Below are 16,579 nucleotides of genomic sequence, written 5' to 3' on the forward strand. Positions count from 1 at the left end.
AAATCAAAAAGCGATTATTTCCTGGTCACGGAAACTAACGGCTAAAATCTGACTGTAACTTTTACGCCAACCGCAGATAAGGACACTTCTGTAAAAATCCAGATGCCTTATTATGGGCATCTAAATTATGAGTATGCGTTGGTGTAGGTCGAATAATGCCAGCAAATAGGTCATCCAACCCGTAAGGTGTAAAAAATTGCCATTGTCTTTGAGCATTTAGTCGAACTCCTACAGCGGTAGCGGTGTGCAGCCAATCTGTGATGCCATCCTCTGTACTAGTATAAAGTTTGCTACCAAGACGCCAACGAGCAAAACTGGCTTGATTTTTGACATCAAACTCGTCATCAGGAAATTGTTCTGTGAGAGTCGCTTTTGCTGCTAGTTCCTGGGAACGGTTCCCTTCTATATCAAAGAATGCAATATCAAAATCTTTAATACCTAACCCACAGCCATTGCCAAAAATTGAAGACCAAACGGTGTTTCGGGACTGCACCCCCTGCTAACCACCAGTTAGGTAGATTTAGTTGAGCGATCGCAGGTAATACTGTATTAATACGTGTATCAGCTAAAATCATCTGTAGGCGAGTGTTACTATTCATATCAAATTCCTGGGATTGTCAAGTAGAAGATGAAAATATTATCATTCGCATTTCATTAAATTTACGGTATTGATAGTCCTGTTGTGACACTTTGCAGGCCAATGTTTATCAGGATAACTTCTGTAGTCATAGTATAAAGAAAACAGGTTGAACAAAAGGTTAAATTGTGAATTTAGAATTTAGAATTTTTCTTTATGGAAGATTTATTTGCGCGACTAGAACGCACACTCAATCCTGAACTGCCTTCCTTAACAGAGTCACAACAAAAACTCCTCCAAGAACTCAGTATTGATGAAAATCAACCCGGTACGATTCTGCATGACTTTCAAACTCTGATAGATTTCTTACAACCAAATGGAGTGGAAGTTAGTAGTATTAATAATCTTCTACCGCTAAAAGTCATATCAGAAGTTAATTCTCAGTTAAGTTACCCAATTGAAACTAAACTCAAACGCCCCGTACAGAAATCATACCCCTACATTAATGGACTATATCTGTTATTACGCAGTTCTGGAATAGCCCAAATTAAATCCCAAGGAAAGAAGCAGGTTTTAGCTTTAGACGCCGCAACTTTACAATCATGGTCAAGCCTCAATTTAACAGAACGCTATTTCAATTTATTAGAAGCTTGATTGATTTGGGGAAATAATGAAGTTTTGGGCGCATCATAAAAATTGGTCATGCTTATATGGAAATACCCCCATTTGCAGACCAAGTGCAGGTTGGTGATTTGTCTCTAGAACCAGGTGGTAAAATGACCTATCTTTATGATTTTGGTGACAACTGGAAATTTGATGTGCAGTTAGAAGCAATTAATCCACCTGATAATAAAATCAAAAAACCGAAGATTTTAGAAGTTTGCAAAAATGCACCTCAACAATATTGGAGTGAGGATGATGAATCGGATGAAGATGAAGGATGAAAAGGATTTAGGAAAGTGCAGAGAATGAAAATATATTCATATCCACATATTTTATATTTTTGTTTAATAAAACCTGCTTTCATATTAAAGTAGTTTTAGTTACAATAAAGCAATACAAATTGTTAGGAGGTAAAACCTGTGAATCTTCCATATACTGGAGGTTGTCAATGTGGACAGATTCGTTATGAAATTCATGCCCAACCTTTAACACTTTATCTATGTCACTGTAAGGAGTGTCAAAAACAATCGTCTAGTGCTTTTGGAATGTCTCTTACAGTATTACGAGATGCTGTTGTAATTGTTCAGGGGAAACCGAAAGCTTGGACTCGGAAAAATGATAGCGGGCGTGAAGTAAATAACCTGTTTTGTGGCGACTGCGGAACGCGATTGTTTCACGAAAGGACTTACAATGCAAATACTATCAATGTCAAAGCTGGAACCTTAGATGATACAAGTTGGTTGCGCCCAGTGGGTAACATTTGGACACGCAGTGCCCAGTCATGGGTGATAATTTCAGACCAATTGCTCAACTATGACGGGCAACCAGAGGATACGCAGGCTTTATGGGAAAAATGGAAACAACAACATCCATAATTGCAAAACTTATGATACTAGATAGACATCATACTCCTGATACTTAAAGTATCTAACTCATGACTGTACCAAAAAAGATAATAAAATTTTACTGGTAAAATGCTTTAATGAACATATTAGATTATTTAAAACAGTAATAGTAAACTCAAATTATAAGTTCAGCTTGTGTATCATATATAGTTTCACGTGTCTGTAAAACATTAATAAAGCTAACGCACTATTAATATTTAACATGAAAGCTTACTGGACATTTCCAATCAAGTAATGTAGGTAAAATTGGATAACTAAGGCGATTTTGGTTCATTTTCAACACTTTTAACAGTTATTTCTAGACAAGCTTAATGAAACACGATACACCACCAGAATTGAACCCAGACCAAGAAATTGGGCGCTTAATTGATGAGGTAATGTCTTCATCTCTGACTGATGAACAGTACCGGAAAAAAATGCAGCGACGCAAAGAAGTGCAAGACAAGCGCATAGCAGAAGCTGTACCAGAAAAAGGATTAATTATTGTAAATACTGGTAACGGTAAGGGTAAAACCACTGCGGCTTTGGGGATGGTGTTGCGATCGCTCGGTCATGGGTATAAAGTAGCGATCGTCCAATTCATCAAAGGTAGCTGGGAACCTTCCGAAAAAAGGGTTTTCAGCTATTGGGAAGACCAGATAGAATTTCACGCAATGGGCGAAGGCTTTACCTGGGAAACTCAAGACCGCGATCGCGATCTTGACAAAGCTAGCGCCGCCTGGGAAAAATCCTTAGAATACATTCGCAACCCAGACTTTCATCTAGTGTTGTTAGACGAAATCAATATCGCCCTCAAAATGGCTTACTTACCAGTAGAAGACGTTTTAGCAGGTTTGGCGCAAAAACCCGCTAACAAACACGTTATTCTCACAGGTAGAGGCGCACCACCTGCTTTAATTGAGCGTGCTGATTTAGTAACTGAAATGACTCTAGTTAAGCACCCTTTCCGCGATCAAGGTGTAAAAGCACAACCGGGAATTGAGTATTAAATCAGAATTCAGAATTGTTAAAAAACAGGTTTCCTACTCCCCAGAGATTAGAAACCTGGTTTTTAATTTTCATATGTCATACCAATTTGAAAAAAGAATGCAACACATAGATAATAGATATCACCAACCCTACCCTTACTAAAGAGTGCGCGTCAGCGTGGGTGGGCTGATCTGTCGCAAACATTTTTTGAATTGGTATCAGATGTAAAAAAGCAGATTTCAAGTTGATGAGGTATACAAGCTAAATCTGTTATCTAGGTAGAAAGCGTGTTTTACTTCTGTTAGCGCAGCCAGGCGTAGCCCATTCTGAATTCTGAATTCAGACTTCTGCTATCAATCCCATTTGTTACTTCTTATTCCAAAGACTTAAAAATGCTTGAGAGATAGCTGGGGTAATCTGACTTTGTAAGTGATTTAATGCATCACGATGATTTGCATTATTGTCATCATAATAAGTAAACAGATTTGTCAGCTTGACAATCTCAGGATTTTGATCGTTTGTCCCCCTCCATTTGTTAGTAACTTTGTGTAAAACGTCCTTGGGTAGATTTTGTTGTAAGTTATTTAAGGCTGCGATGTAAGAAGGATTTTGAGGATTCTTTTGGAATTGAAAGCATAAATCTCTCAGCTTTAGTTGTGACTGAGGCGGAGTCTGGGGCTTATCTGTGAGACTAGATTGTTGTAGAATTTGACGCTGTTCAATAGTAGCAATACCATTTTCAGTTAAACCCTGAGATTTCTGAAATTTTCTGACTGCTGTATAAGTAGCCGGGCCATAAAAAGGCTTGTTTGGAGGAATTTCAGCATTGGTTGCAAAACCATGAAACTTCAATCTGTTTTGAAGCCCGATGACTGTTTCTTCCATTACAGTTCGAGTCTCTGCATCAGCATTACCATTAACCACAAGTTTTTGTGAGTACTGTTTCTGAAACTTTTTAATCGCTTCTTCAGTAGGATCGTCTGTCAAGGAGTTGTTATTCCGCTTCCAGGGAGCAAATTTAGTCAGATCCGGCTTAGGATCGATCTCAGGAGCTAAATATCCCAATCCGATCAATATATGACGGATAACTTCAGGGCTACTAACGGCCATGCTTTTTGGTTCCTTTGCGATTAAACTACCATTTAATGTATCTTGTTTTACAAAAATTAGGTAAGTAGAAATAAATAAATCTAACATTTCTTGTTTGCAAGGCGTTCTGAAGGATAAGCGAAGTGTGACTACAAGCTGCAACTCTTTGAGACGTTAGACGTATACGACTACAGATAGTGAAAAAAAAAGAGATGCGATCGCTCATTCTCAACTATTAATGATACTACGTGTTCAGGGCACAGTATTGCTCATTGGTGTCAACTTAAGAAGATGAAGCCCAAATTTGTTGGGTGTAAGCGTCAGTAGTATTACCACGTAGGACGACTTGGGAAAATGGTATAAACCGCGAAACACCATTTCTGTAGAAATGTTGACACCAATGAGTATTGTCTACCCTAACGAGAAATCTATATCACTCCAGACTGGATTCTGATAATTTTGCTATAAGCCTTCTGATAGTGTATTTCTCTAAACAAAAAAGTTTAGTCTGGGAATGTTTAGTTATAAAAATGAGAGGTAATAGTTATGCCTAGTGGACATGCTAACCATAAAGGAACTTCTGATAAACCCAATGTTAATGCCAATGGAGTAATTGATGATGCTGCTGATAAATCATTAAACCCTGACGATCTCCTGTCGGAAGAGCAAACTAACACAGAAGTCCATAGAGTCGAAGAAAGTGTTAAGTTTCCTCCTGCTACCGAACGTCCAAGTGAAAAATCAAATACTAGTACCTGAAGTAACTATAGTACTCATATTTGATTTTTGAAATACGCGTAGTGGCATGGCAAGGTTAAAATATTACAAAAAAATTGTAGGTTGGGTTGAATAATTCTGTTAATGATTAGATTTTAGTTTTTGTGAGTTTTTTAAACCCAACATTTTAAGCATGTCACGCTACTACGTCTAACTTTGCCCCGCTACGCTAACGCAATTAAAAAACTTAGAGATATCAAGTGTTTCAGGGTTTACATCTGTTTCATAATTTTAGTGAATTGGTATTACGCTTTTAGCGCACCTCATATAATCAATCTCTTTTTTGGCGAAGGTATTGAATATACAAAAATCCCCCTTTAACCGGACAGGATAAAGGGGGAGATGGCTAAGGTCAGAAGCTTTTTATGGGTTTCAACCGAATTTACCGGCGGTTGAAGCTATGAGGAATGCTCCGTATGTAAGGATGTAGCCAACTGTGAAGTGAGCTAGACCTACTAACCAACCTTGGACAATGGACAGAGCAACAGGTTTATCTTTCCAGCGAGCTAAGTTAGCCAGCGGAGTACGTTCGTGTGCCCAGACTAGAGTTTCAATTAACTCTTGCCAGTACCCACGCCAGCTAATCAAGAACATGAAACCGGTTGCCCAAACCAAGTGTCCAAAGAGGAACATCCAAGCCCAGACAGACAGGTTATTGACGCCGTAGGGGTTATAACCGTTAATCAACTGAGCGGAGTTAGCCCAGAGGTAATCACGGAACCAACCCATCAGATATGTAGAGTTCTCATTGAACTGAGCAACGTTACCTTGCCAAACACCGAGATGCTTCCAGTGCCAATAGAAAGTCACCCAACCAAGGAGATTCAGCATCCAGAACATAGCGAGATAGAAAGACTGTTCCCAAGAGGAAGTTTGGCAAGTACCGCCCCGACCTGGCCCATCGCAGGGGAAGGTAAAGCCGAAGTCCTTTTTATCAGGCATCAATTTAGTACCACGAGCATCCAATGCGCCCTTGACACAAATCAAGGTGGTGGTGTGCAAACCTAAAGCGATCGCATGGTGAACCAAGAAATCGCCAGGCCCAATGGTCAAGAACAAGGAGTTAGTGCCGGCGTTGATCGCATCTGTCCAGCCTGGCAACCAGACGTTAGCGTAGTTAGGCCAAGCTGTATAGGCAATGCTATCTGGGTTAGATAGTAAAGCATCCATGCCATACAGTAGTTTCCCGTGAGCAGATTGGATGAATTGAGCAAACACTGGCTCAATCAAAATTTGCTTTTCAGGAGTGCCAAAAGCAACTACAACATCATTGTGGACGTATAACCCCAGAGTGTGGAAGCCTAAGAATAACGATACCCAACTCAGGTGAGAGATAATCGCTTCTTTGTGCTGAAGTACGCGCTCAAGAACGTTACCTTTGTTTTGTTCTGGGTCGTAATCCCGAACCCAGAAAATACCAGCATGGGCGAATGCACCAATCATCAAGAACCCAGCGATGTACTGGTGATGAGTATACAGTGCCGCCTGTGTTGTGTAGTCCTTACCAATGAAGGCGTAAGGAGGCATCGAGTACATATGCTGTGCCACTAACGACAAGGCAGTACCCAGTGCTGCCAAGTGTATAGATAACTGGAAGTGCAGCGAGTTGTTATAGGTGTCGTACAGTCCTTGGTGCGGTAAGTTGAACTGACCTTCGGTTTGAATACCAAAGAATTTTCTAGCGTTGAGCATCTCTTTGATGCTGTGCCCAATCCCGAAGTTAGTCCGATACTGATGACCGGCAACGATAAATATAACTGCGATCGCTAAATGGTGATGAGCCATATCAGTCAGCCATAGCGATTCAGTCTGGGGATGGAAGCCACCCAAAAAAGTCAGAATAGCTGTCCCTGCGCCTTGAGATGTGCCAAACAAATGCCCTGGTGTATCAGGATTCTGGGCATATACACCCCAATCACCCCTCCAGAAAGGTGCTAAACCTGCTGGGTGTGGCAAGGTAGTCAGAAAATTATTCCAACCAACGTGCTGACCGCGAGATTCGGGAATGGCAACGTGAATAAGATGTCCAGCCCAAGCCAGAGAGCTAACACCAAACAAACCTGCCAAGTGGTGATTTAGGCGAGGTTCAGCACTCTTGAACCAAGCCAAGCTAGGACGATACTTAGGTTGCAAGTGTAGCCAACCAGCAAACAAGAACAATGCTGCTAACAGCAACAAGAACACTGAACCTTGATAGAGGTCATTATTCGTCCGCATCCCAATGGTGTACCACCAGTGGTAAACACCAGAGTAAGCAATGTTAACAGGATTAGTAGCACCCCCTTGAGTAAAAGCTTCTATTGCTGGTTTACCAAAATGAGGGTCCCAAATTGCGTGAGCGATTGGGCGAATATGCAGAGGATCTTTAATCCACTGTTCAAAATTACCTTGCCAAGCTACGTGGAACAATAGACTAGATGCCCACAGAAATATGATTGCCACGTGACCGAAGTGAGTAGCGAAAATCTTTTGGTAAAGATTTTCCTCGGTCATCCCATCATGGCTTTCAAAATCATTTCCCGTAGCGATCGCGTACCAGATCCGACGCGTAGTTGGGTCTTGTGCGAGATCCTGGTTAAATTTAGGATATTTTGTGGCCATGCAATTTAATTACATCTCCTTAAACGCTAATCCAAGTTGCTAGTTCTAACGATTCAGCAACTTTTTACAATTGAATCAGCACTCTTTCAGCCTTGGATTGGAGGTCAATCTAAATAGCAAAAGCTGATGAGTATTGAGGATAAAACAGGCTTAATTCTTAGACTCACATCATTAGGCAAGATGATGCAATTCATTTCCATAGAAGTAATAAACTAATTAATGACTACCATTTCCATCTAACTATCGGACGATATTTGTATTAAATGAATTTGTAGTCTTAAATACAGTCTCAAAGCTGGAAATTTTAATAATTTTTTTATTAAAATGAGCTTAAAATTTTGTATACACGTGACATAATGATAGTTTTTTAGCAAAATAAAACAAAAAATCAAGCTCAAGTTTAAGTAAATATTGGTAAGCTAAAATGCCAAGTATTTCTACTTTTTTTGAAACCTAAGTTAGGTAAATTACTTAGGGGTTAATAATTCCGTAGTAAAGGGCGACAACAAATAAGAAAGTAGCCAATATAACCACGGTAAACCCATAGCGAGCTAGTGGATTGGGTAAGTCCTGATTGGTGATTACATTATCCTTTTGTACCTGAGTCATAGGCTTAGATTTATCAGGTTTTTGAGCATTTATGTCGTTAGGTGGGTTCTCTGACAGAGGAACATTATTTTCTGTTATCTTGTTTTGAGTCTCTTGGGATTTCATGGGCTTTTTTTGATGTCTTTGTAGCTATTGCGCTTTTATAATTTCAAAAATTTACTAACACTTACATCGTTCTTGAGAATTACCTTGGCTTGATGTGCGGTTCGCCTAAAGGAGTTAGTCGATGTAAAGTCGATCTGTAATTGTCAATACACAGCAAAGAAAGAAGAATTCAGAATCTATTAGTAGATGTAGGGTATGTTATGCAGTAGGTTAATGTACCGTTAATTGAAGGTGCTAATATCAATTATTTTAGTAAAATTGATAACTTACAATTAGAGAACTGGTTAGAAAATCAGATATAGATTAATACAATTAATACACTGCCATATCAGGATTGTTGAGTAATCCGACGGTAATAGCGATCGCTAGTGTACCATTTGGAATACCAACCTCAGACAGACGCAGACAGACCTAGATAAACTTGATAATTATCTCTATCTATCTGTATTTTCCCTATGAATGAGGAAGTCTCCAAAAAGCTAGAGTTAATCAGGCAAACCTTGCATGAATCAGAAGTGCAAGGCCTGCGTTTGCGTGGTACAGACTGGTTTGCTTGGGTGACAGCTGGTGCTTCTAATACCGTGCTGCTGACTGCTGAAACTGGCGTAGCTGAAGTATTAGTTACTACTGACGAGGCTTGGGTATTGACGGATGAAATTGAAGCCCAGCGTCTTAAGGATGAAGAACTGCCTGCTAATTTTAAGGTATATGTGAACCCTTGGGCTGATTATGCTGCCCGTGAGTCTTTTGTCCGTGATGTAACTGGCGGCGGGAAAGTAGTTAGCGATCGCCCCATCTCCAATTTAGAAAAACCGTTACCCCCAACTCTGCAAAATCATAAACGGGTAATGATGTCAAGTGAATTAGAGCGATATCGTCAAGTCGGGCAAAAAGCTAGTCAGGCAATGACAGAGGTACTCAAAGCCGCCAAGCCAACTTGGACAGAATATCAATTAGCGGGTGCGGGTGCAGAGGCTTTATGGGCGAAAGGGTTACATCCAGCGCTGACACTGGTAGCGGGTGAGAGGCGTTTACCGCTATACCGTCATGCCACAGCCACGGGAGAACAGATTGGACAGCAAGCAATGCTGGTGTTTTGCGCGAGAGGTTACGGTTTGTATGCAAATCTGACTCGATTTGTTTGTTTTGGTAAGCTTTCAGACGAACGGGCCGAATTGCATTCCCATGTGCGCGAAATAGAAGCAGTAATTTTGAATTTGTGCCAACCCGGAACCACTCTCGATGCAGTTTATCACGCGCTAGCTCAGGCTTATGAGCAGCATGGATTTCCCAATGCTATCCGCGAACACCACCAGGGAGGAACCACTGGATATTTAGCGCGAGAAATCGTTGCCAATCCAACTACTACTGATGCTTTGACAGAAGGTATTGCTGTCGCTTGGAATCCCAGTTTACCAGGGGCAAAGATTGAAGATACTTTTGTGATTCTCAAGGATGGAAAGTTAGAAAATCTGACTTTCGATCCAAATTTTCCTAATGTTGAAGTAGAAGGAAGGTTACGCCCTGTACCTTTGTACAATTAAAAATTATGGATTTTCAACAAGTATTCGGTAAACCACCTGAAACTCAAGCCAGTGCGCCAGGAAGAGTAAATTTACTCGGCGAACATACTGACTATAACGATGGCTTTGTTCTGCCAACTGCGATTCCTCAATCTACGACGGTACAGCTAAGTTTTAGTAGCGATGGTCATCATCACTTTTACTCGGAAAATCTCAACGAGCAAGTGAACATTTTAGATATAAACCATTCCCCGTCTGGATTTGCCAGTTATATTTTTGGCTGTATTGAGGTTTTGCAAAAAGCCGGACACAATATACCATCGCTTTCTGTGTACGTCCAATCATCGGTTCCGATGGGTTCGGGTTTGTCTAGTAGCGCGGCTTTGGAAGTAGCAACGCTGCGGGCATTACGCCAACTTCTGAAGCTTCCTATTGATGACGTTGAAATTGCCCAATTCGCCCAGCAAGCAGAAATTCATTATGCTAGCGTACAATGCGGCATCATGGATCAGATGGCTTCTAGCTTGGCTGATACCGAGCATATCTTGTTTTTAGATACTCGGACTTTAGAACGCCGCGTCATGCCTTTGCCTGAGAATGCGGAGATTTTGGTTATTGATAGCGGCGTACCTCGCACCCTGGCAAGTAGCGGTTATAACCAGCGTCGGGCTGAGTGTGAAGAAGCAGCGCGATCGCTAGGAGTGAAAGCACTACGAGATATTACTGATGTTAAGGTAACAGAAAAACTACCCGAACCTCTACGGCGGCGTGCCCGTCATGTGGTTACAGAAGATAACCGCGTCTTGGAAGTATTACAGGGAGTAACATCTGAGCGATTTGGCGAATTGATGAACGCATCCCACGCCAGTTTGAGAGACGATTACGAAGTGTCTGTACCTGCACTAGATACTCTAGTCGAATTATTGCAAAAAACTCCGGGAGTGTTTGGTGCAAGACTGACAGGTGCTGGATTTGGTGGTGCTTGTGTCGCTTTAGTTGTGGCTGGTGAAGCCAGAAGTATTGCAACCCATATCCTTGAACAATATAAGCAAGTCGGTTACAACGGGCAAATTTTGGTTCCTTCTTTGGAGTTAAGTGATGCAGCCTAAAGTTGTTTATGGAAACGCAGGCGTTGAAGGTGTAAATCGTTGGGGATGGTTCATGGGTCACTTTATCACCCCTGAAGACGATCCGCGTTCCACGGAAATGCTAGAAGTAAAATGGGCTGTTCACAAAGCAGGTGACAGTAGAACTGAATGGGCAGTAAATAACCAAGCTGCGACGCTTTCAATTCTCATTCACGGAGAATTTCGCCTGGAATTTGAAGATAGAGAAATTTTATTATCTCGTGAAGGTGATTATGTTCTTTGGTGTGCGGGTGTGTCCCATTGGTGGGTTGCTGAGTCCGACTGCACTATTTTGACTGTCAGATGGCCTTCAAAGCCAGGTGATAGTGTTGCATTGGCTGAAGCGTCAAAGAGTTAGTTTGTTAAGTAATTGAGCATAATTAATTTTAATTAGGTTCGATGCTCGTTTATTTGTTAGGACTACTTTGCTTGTCAATATCAGATTTAAGATACAAAGTCAGATACTTAAGTAGGTTGGCTTAAATAATTATCGTTGCGATCGGGCAGAAGCAGAAGGAAAAAGAGTTTAAGCCTTCTTTACTTTTCTTTACATAGTTTGCTTTTATTGTACCGACTTACTTATCATTTTCAAAAATCTTTGATATCTACCCTACAAACTTAATTATCTCTATCTTTGGTATTTTTTTTAATCCGTCGAACTCACGTAGTATTAATCTAAAGATTTTTTGGAGATAAGTTTGTTTGACGTAAAGCCGTGATGCGATGAAAGATGCATCTAATGCGATCGATAAAATATCTAGACATATAGATAGAAAGTTTATTGCGGATTTCAAGTTAGTGAAGTACACAAGCTAAGTCTCAAAGCCAGGTATAAAACCTGTTTTATATCATGTCCGCCAAATTATCCGTAATAAAAGAACCCCACCCCGCCAAAGCTGTGCTTTGTCTCCCTGCCCCTAATCCCCAGAGGGGGCCCCGAGTTCCCCGCAAGCGAGGAGGGGTTGGGGGTGGGGTGATTCGGGTTTAATAAGTAATCAAAGGGACATCATATTACTTCTAAATTCTGAATTTTGACTGCTGAATTCTGCTGTCTTGCAGCAAAGCTGGAGTCATTACGCTTTCTTAATCCCTTGGATTGAGACGAAAAAATTATACAGTGTATAGATTTAACTAATCAGCATTTTGTTTCATGCTAAAACGTGATTATCTACTTAAATACTTAAACTTTTTACTCGCAAATCCAGTATTAGTTATCGTACTAATGCTTACAACATTGACGAGTGGTTGTCAAAAAAACGATCCGGCAGCTAATGCTCAAAGCCCGCCAGCATTGCCAGTAAAACTTCAGAGAATTGACGCAGGCACAATCGAAGAAAGTTCCGAGTTTGTCGGGTCGTTGGAGGCGCAGCAAAAGGTCATATTACAGCCACAAATTCAAGGACGAATCGAATCGATTTTGGTGTCGAGCGGTCAGCGAGTGCAACAGGGTACGCCGATCGCATCTTTGAGTTTAGATCAGGCTCAGGCCAATGTCACCAGTTCGATCGCAGCTGCTAATTCGGTGCAAGCAGCATTGGCTACTGCTCAAGCAGAGCAACAACAAGCCGAAGCCCAACGCACCAAAGCAGCTGCAAATGTTCAACTGCAACGCACACAATTCAATCGTAGCCAACAGTTGGTCAACGAAGGAGCCATAGCAAGACAAGAGTTAGACATTGCTAGAAATAATTTACAAACTGCTCAAGCAGACCTGCAAACATCCGAAAAGCAAGTCGCAGCAGCTAGAGCAGCCGTCCGCCAAGCACAGGCAAATATCCGCCAAGCTCAAGCAAGCACGGCTGCGGCGCGAGTCAGCCTCAATTTTAAGCAGGTGGTAGCACCCATTACTGGCGTAGTCGGTGAATTTCCGGTCAAGGTTGGAGATTATGTCAACATCGGACAAACAATCACCACACTCACACAAAACGATTCACTGGATCTCAATCTTTCTATACCCTCAAATCGGTTGCGCCAATTACGAACGAACTTACCCGTGCAGTTAATCGATCCCACCACCCAGCAAGTAATTGGTACAGGTGCGATTAGCTACATTTCTCCAAATGTAAGTTCTAATCAACAGTCTGTTTTGAGCAAAGCCCGCTTTCGGAATTCACAAGGGCGATTGCGCGATGGACAATACGTTAGAGCTCGCGTGATTTGGAATCGACAACCAGGTATTTTGATTCCCACCGTTGCAATTTCTCGCGTTGGTGGACAAAGTTTTGTGTTTGTCACCGAAAACAAAACCGTCAATGGACAACAGCAGCAAGTTGTGCATCAGCGTTTAGTGCGCCTGGGAGATATTCAAGGGTCCAATTATCAAGTTATCGATGGGCTTAAATCCGGCGAAACGATTGTAACTTCTGGCATTCTCAAACTTAGAGAAGGCGCACCAATCCAACCAATATCATAAGACTTCTTGCAGAAGTCGGGAAAGGGGTAATGGGAAAGGGGGAAAGGGATTAAATTTTCCTTTTCCCTCCTCTTGCAAAAATTACTTTTGCAAGAGGTCTATAAATCCAGGAAGGATAATTTATGATTTTTTCGATCGCCAATACCTTCATTAAACGCCCGGTATTAACTACCGTTTGCACTCTACTGATTTTGATTGTCGGTGGCGTGTGTATTCCGTTGCTGCCGCTTAATTACTTGCCAGATATTGCACCGATTCGCGTTCAAGTCTCAGCTTCTTATACTGGGGCGGATGTGGAAACTGTCGAAACTGCGGTGACAACTACGCTGGAGCGACAAATTAACGGTGTAGAGGGAATGCAGTACATGACCTCGAACAGTTCCGCAGGTAGTAGTCAAATTTCGGTATATTTTGGGTCGCAGATAGATAAAAATATTGCTCAAGTTAACGTCCAAAATCGTCTCGCCCGTGCTACACCTCGCCTACCGACAACGGTGCAACAATTCGGCGTGACAGCACAAACATCTTCTACAAGTATTTTGTTAGTTTATGCTCTTTACCCCGAAAATAATGAGTATGACGCGCTGTTTATTAGTAACTATATCGATCTGAATTTGCGAGATCAACTGCTGAGAACGCCGGGAGTTGGAGATTTAACAATTTTTGGTGAAAAGCAATATGCAATGCGGTTGTGGCTCGATCCGAATGCGCTGGCAAGTCGAGGCTTAACTGTAGCAGATGTCTCTACAGCATTGCGATCGCAAAACATTCTCGCCGGAGCCGGAACGTTAGGTCAATCGCCTATCCCTCCAGGTCAAAGTTATGAAATTCCGTTGCGAGTCAATGGGCAATTTAAAGATGCGTCAGAGTTTGAAAATCTAGTTATTCAAGCCGGAAGTAATGGCAGTTTAATTAAACTCCAAGATGTAGGTCGTGCAGAACTTGGCTCGGAGACTTACAGCAGCAATGCGAGAAATAATGGTAAGCCGTCGATTGGGATCGCAATTTATCAATTACCTGGTAGTAACGCCCTGGATGTCTCGAAAAACGTTCAGGCTCAGATGAATGAGTTGATGAAAGACTTTCCACCGGGCTTAAAAGCTGAGATTGTCTACGATACCGTTGGATTTGTGCAAGCGTCACTCGAAGAAGTATTGAAAACACTAGTTGAAGCGATCGCTCTTGTCGTACTGGTGATTTTTCTGTTTCTGCAAAACTGGCGAGCCACAATTATTCCCTTGGTTGCCATTCCCGTTTCACTGATTGGGGCGTTGGCATTTGCTTATGTGTTTAGATTCTCGTTGAATAATTTAACGTTATTTGGCTTAATTTTGGCAACAGGATTAGTGGTAGATGATGCGATTATCGTTGTGGAAGCGATCGCCCGCAAAGTTGAACAGGGAATGCGACCACTGCAAGCATCAGTCGAGGCAATGGATGAACTTACCGGAGCGGTAGTTTCAACGTCGTTGGTATTGATGGCGGTTTTTATTCCAGTGGCATTTTTTCCCGGTTCGACAGGAAAAATGTATCAACAGTTCGCGTTGATTATTGCTTTTTCAATCGCCATCTCAACGTTTAATGCTCTTTCCTTTAGTCCGAGTATATCGGCAATTTTGCTCCGCCCGCCTCGCCCTGCACGCGGCCCGCTTGGTTGGTTTTTTGTTCGTTTCAATCAAATTTTACAATGGATTATTGACAAGTATTTAGCGACGGTGAATTTTCTGATCCGCCTTCGTTATGTGGTAATTGGATTATTTGTGGTTGGTTTAGCTGCCACTTATTTTATGTTTACCCATGTTCCCACCGGATTTGTTCCGAGTGAAGACCAGGGAATTGTCTTAGGTATTATTCAAGGGCCAGATGGAGTTGCCCTCAACTATACCGACCAAGTAATTACAAAACTCGAACAAATTCTCGAAAAAGAACCAGAGGTGAGTAACGTTTTCGCCACTTCGGGATTTGGCTTTGCAGGTAGTGGTTCAAATCGCGGTGTCTTCTTTGCAAAACTCAAGCCGTGGGAGGAGCGCACTCAACCCAATCAAACTGCCTCTGGAATTTTAGCCCGAATCAATAAAGAATTTGCAACGATTCCAGAAGCTATTATTACCGCAGTCAGTCCCCCACCGATTCAAGGCTTTAGTACGTTAGGGGGATTTGAGCTACAGCTAGAAGACCGAACCAACGGAAGATTAACAATCAATGATTTTTATGCGAATGCTCAAGCGGTAATCGCCCAAGCCAATCAAAAACCAGCGCTCAAAGGCGGCGTTTTCACCCAGTTTACTGCTAGTACACCACAGTTTCAAATAGACTTCGATCGCACTCGTTTAGAAGCACTTAACATCGATTTTCAACAAGCTGTCACCACACTTGGAACTGCGATCGGCTCCCAGTATGTCAACGATTTTACCTTGGGACAGCGTAGCTACCGCGTATATGTTCAGGCAGATGCTAACTATCGGCGATCGCCAGATGATATTCGGCGGCTTTATGTGCGATCGGCAAATAACCAAATGGTTCCATTGAGTGAAGTTGCAAAAATCACACCCACTACAGGCCCATCTGTAATTTCCCATTACAACGGCTTCCGCGCGATCGATTTACAAGGTAGAGAAGCATCGGGCTACAGTAGTGGACAGGCAATTCAAGCAATGCAGCAAGCGGTGACTGAAGCAGCAACGCCAGGTGTTGGCAGTGATTGGATTGGCACTGCCCGCGAAGAATTAAGTGCAGGTAACTTGGGGATTTTGATTTTTGGCTTCGGGATCATTATGGTATTTCTGACGCTGGCTGCTCAGTATGAAAGTTATATCGATCCGGCGATAATTCTCTTAACTGTACCGTTAGCGTTGTTAGGCGCATTGAGTGCCTTGTCATTGCGCGGTTTGGTTAATGATGTCTACGCAAACGTGGCGTTAGTGATGCTGATTGGATTAGCGTCAAAGAACGCGATTTTGATCGTCGAGTTTGCCAATCAAGCCTTGGAAGAAGGCGCGACAATTCGACAAGCAGCCGTAACCGCAGCGCAAGAAAGGTTCCGACCGATTGTGATGACTTCAAGCGCCTCCTTGCTAGGATTTTTCCCCCTGGTAATTGCCACCGGCGCCGGTTCTGCCTCGCGCTGGTCGTTAGGAACAGCCTTATTTGGCGGGTTACTCGTAGCAACGATTTTGAGTTTGCTGATTGTTCCAGTCCCCTGTACGTAATCATCAAGACTT

General features: G+C 42.1%; 13 protein-coding genes and 1 pseudogene. 10 read left to right on the forward strand and 4 right to left on the reverse strand.

Annotated features, from left to right (window positions below):
* Nucleotides 1–61 precede the first annotated feature (61 nt).
* A pseudogene (locus tag NSTCB13_RS19335) lies at nucleotides 62–599 on the reverse strand (nucleotidyltransferase family protein).
* Nucleotides 600–793: 194 nt separating this feature from the next.
* Here NSTCB13_RS19335 and NSTCB13_RS19340 point away from each other — a divergent pair.
* The 4 genes from NSTCB13_RS19340 (at nucleotide 794) to cobO (ending at nucleotide 3,134) form a co-directional block, all read left to right on the forward strand.
* Nucleotides 794–1,231, forward strand: a complete 438-nt coding sequence (locus NSTCB13_RS19340; protein ID WP_445631208.1) for a hypothetical protein — start codon at nucleotides 794–796, stop codon at nucleotides 1,229–1,231.
* 56 nt (nucleotides 1,232–1,287) lie between these two features.
* Complete coding sequence (locus tag NSTCB13_RS19345; protein ID WP_445631207.1) at nucleotides 1,288–1,521, forward strand: IS1096 element passenger TnpR family protein; 234 nt, start codon at nucleotides 1,288–1,290, stop codon at nucleotides 1,519–1,521.
* Between the two features lie 138 nt (nucleotides 1,522–1,659).
* Nucleotides 1,660–2,115 (forward strand): GFA family protein, encoded by a 456-nt coding sequence (locus tag NSTCB13_RS19350; RefSeq protein WP_445631206.1) that lies wholly within the window; start codon nucleotides 1,660–1,662, stop codon nucleotides 2,113–2,115.
* Nucleotides 2,116–2,456: 341 nt separating this feature from the next.
* Nucleotides 2,457–3,134 (forward strand): cob(I)yrinic acid a,c-diamide adenosyltransferase, encoded by a 678-nt coding sequence (gene cobO, locus NSTCB13_RS19355; RefSeq protein ID WP_445631205.1) that lies wholly within the window; start codon nucleotides 2,457–2,459, stop codon nucleotides 3,132–3,134.
* A 346-nt stretch (nucleotides 3,135–3,480) separates the two neighbouring features.
* Here cobO and NSTCB13_RS19360 read toward each other — a convergent pair whose 3' ends face one another.
* Entirely contained in the window at nucleotides 3,481–4,224 is a 744-nt protein-coding gene (locus NSTCB13_RS19360) for a peptidoglycan-binding domain-containing protein (RefSeq protein WP_448267393.1), read from the reverse strand.
* A 525-nt stretch (nucleotides 4,225–4,749) separates the two neighbouring features.
* On the opposite strand from NSTCB13_RS19360, the gene NSTCB13_RS19365 reads away from it, so the two are divergent.
* On the forward strand, nucleotides 4,750–4,962 hold the full coding sequence (locus NSTCB13_RS19365) for a hypothetical protein (protein ID WP_445631203.1): 213 nt from the start codon (nucleotides 4,750–4,752) through the stop codon (nucleotides 4,960–4,962).
* A 390-nt stretch (nucleotides 4,963–5,352) separates the two neighbouring features.
* Here the strand turns inward: NSTCB13_RS19365 and psaB are convergent, their stop codons facing one another.
* Nucleotides 5,353–7,581: a photosystem I core protein PsaB gene (gene psaB, locus NSTCB13_RS19370; RefSeq protein WP_445631202.1), complete on the reverse strand. Its 2,229-nt coding sequence runs from the start codon at nucleotides 7,579–7,581 to the stop codon at nucleotides 5,353–5,355.
* Nucleotides 7,582–8,052: 471 nt separating this feature from the next.
* On the reverse strand, nucleotides 8,053–8,295 hold the full coding sequence (locus NSTCB13_RS19375; RefSeq protein ID WP_448267395.1) for a hypothetical protein: 243 nt from the start codon (nucleotides 8,293–8,295) through the stop codon (nucleotides 8,053–8,055).
* Between the two features lie 455 nt (nucleotides 8,296–8,750).
* Between NSTCB13_RS19375 and NSTCB13_RS19380 the strand changes: the two genes are divergently transcribed.
* From NSTCB13_RS19380 to NSTCB13_RS19400, 5 genes are all read left to right on the forward strand, one after another.
* Nucleotides 8,751–9,839 (forward strand): M24 family metallopeptidase, encoded by a 1,089-nt coding sequence (locus NSTCB13_RS19380; RefSeq protein WP_448267396.1) that lies wholly within the window; start codon nucleotides 8,751–8,753, stop codon nucleotides 9,837–9,839.
* Between the two features lie 5 nt (nucleotides 9,840–9,844).
* The gene (galK, locus tag NSTCB13_RS19385; RefSeq protein ID WP_448273520.1) at nucleotides 9,845–10,927 is read left to right on the forward strand and encodes a galactokinase; all 1,083 of its coding nucleotides are present in this window, start codon (nucleotides 9,845–9,847) and stop codon (nucleotides 10,925–10,927) included.
* Nucleotides 10,917–11,303: a signal peptidase I gene (locus tag NSTCB13_RS19390; RefSeq protein ID WP_448267398.1), complete on the forward strand. Its 387-nt coding sequence runs from the start codon at nucleotides 10,917–10,919 to the stop codon at nucleotides 11,301–11,303. Before galK ends, NSTCB13_RS19390 begins: the two co-directional genes overlap by 11 nt.
* An 864-nt stretch (nucleotides 11,304–12,167) precedes the next feature.
* Nucleotides 12,168–13,358 (forward strand): efflux RND transporter periplasmic adaptor subunit, encoded by a 1,191-nt coding sequence (locus tag NSTCB13_RS19395; RefSeq protein WP_448273521.1) that lies wholly within the window; start codon nucleotides 12,168–12,170, stop codon nucleotides 13,356–13,358.
* A 122-nt stretch (nucleotides 13,359–13,480) separates the two neighbouring features.
* Entirely contained in the window at nucleotides 13,481–16,567 is a 3,087-nt protein-coding gene (locus tag NSTCB13_RS19400; protein WP_448273522.1) for an efflux RND transporter permease subunit, read from the forward strand.
* Nucleotides 16,568–16,579: the final 12 nt, after the last annotated feature.

Source organism: Nostoc sp. DSM 114160, from assembly GCF_053470305.1.

Excerpts from the sequence above, each read along its gene's own strand:
- NSTCB13_RS19375 (WP_448267395.1), bottom strand. The coding sequence starts at position 8,295 with ATGAAATCCCAAGAGACTCAAAACAAGATAACAGAAAATAATGTTCCT.
- NSTCB13_RS19345 (WP_445631207.1), top strand. The coding sequence starts at position 1,288 with ATGGAAATACCCCCATTTGCAGACCAAGTGCAGGTTGGTGATTTGTCT.
- NSTCB13_RS19390 (WP_448267398.1), top strand. The coding sequence starts at position 10,917 with ATGCAGCCTAAAGTTGTTTATGGAAACGCAGGCGTTGAAGGTGTAAAT.
- cobO (WP_445631205.1), top strand. The coding sequence starts at position 2,457 with ATGAAACACGATACACCACCAGAATTGAACCCAGACCAAGAAATTGGG.
- NSTCB13_RS19360 (WP_448267393.1), bottom strand. The coding sequence starts at position 4,224 with ATGGCCGTTAGTAGCCCTGAAGTTATCCGTCATATATTGATCGGATTG.
- NSTCB13_RS19380 (WP_448267396.1), top strand. The coding sequence starts at position 8,751 with ATGAATGAGGAAGTCTCCAAAAAGCTAGAGTTAATCAGGCAAACCTTG.
- NSTCB13_RS19400 (WP_448273522.1), top strand. The coding sequence starts at position 13,481 with ATGATTTTTTCGATCGCCAATACCTTCATTAAACGCCCGGTATTAACT.
- NSTCB13_RS19340 (WP_445631208.1), top strand. The coding sequence starts at position 794 with ATGGAAGATTTATTTGCGCGACTAGAACGCACACTCAATCCTGAACTG.
- galK (WP_448273520.1), top strand. The coding sequence starts at position 9,845 with ATGGATTTTCAACAAGTATTCGGTAAACCACCTGAAACTCAAGCCAGT.
- NSTCB13_RS19365 (WP_445631203.1), top strand. The coding sequence starts at position 4,750 with ATGCCTAGTGGACATGCTAACCATAAAGGAACTTCTGATAAACCCAAT.
- psaB (WP_445631202.1), bottom strand. The coding sequence starts at position 7,581 with ATGGCCACAAAATATCCTAAATTTAACCAGGATCTCGCACAAGACCCA.
- NSTCB13_RS19395 (WP_448273521.1), top strand. The coding sequence starts at position 12,168 with ATGCTTACAACATTGACGAGTGGTTGTCAAAAAAACGATCCGGCAGCT.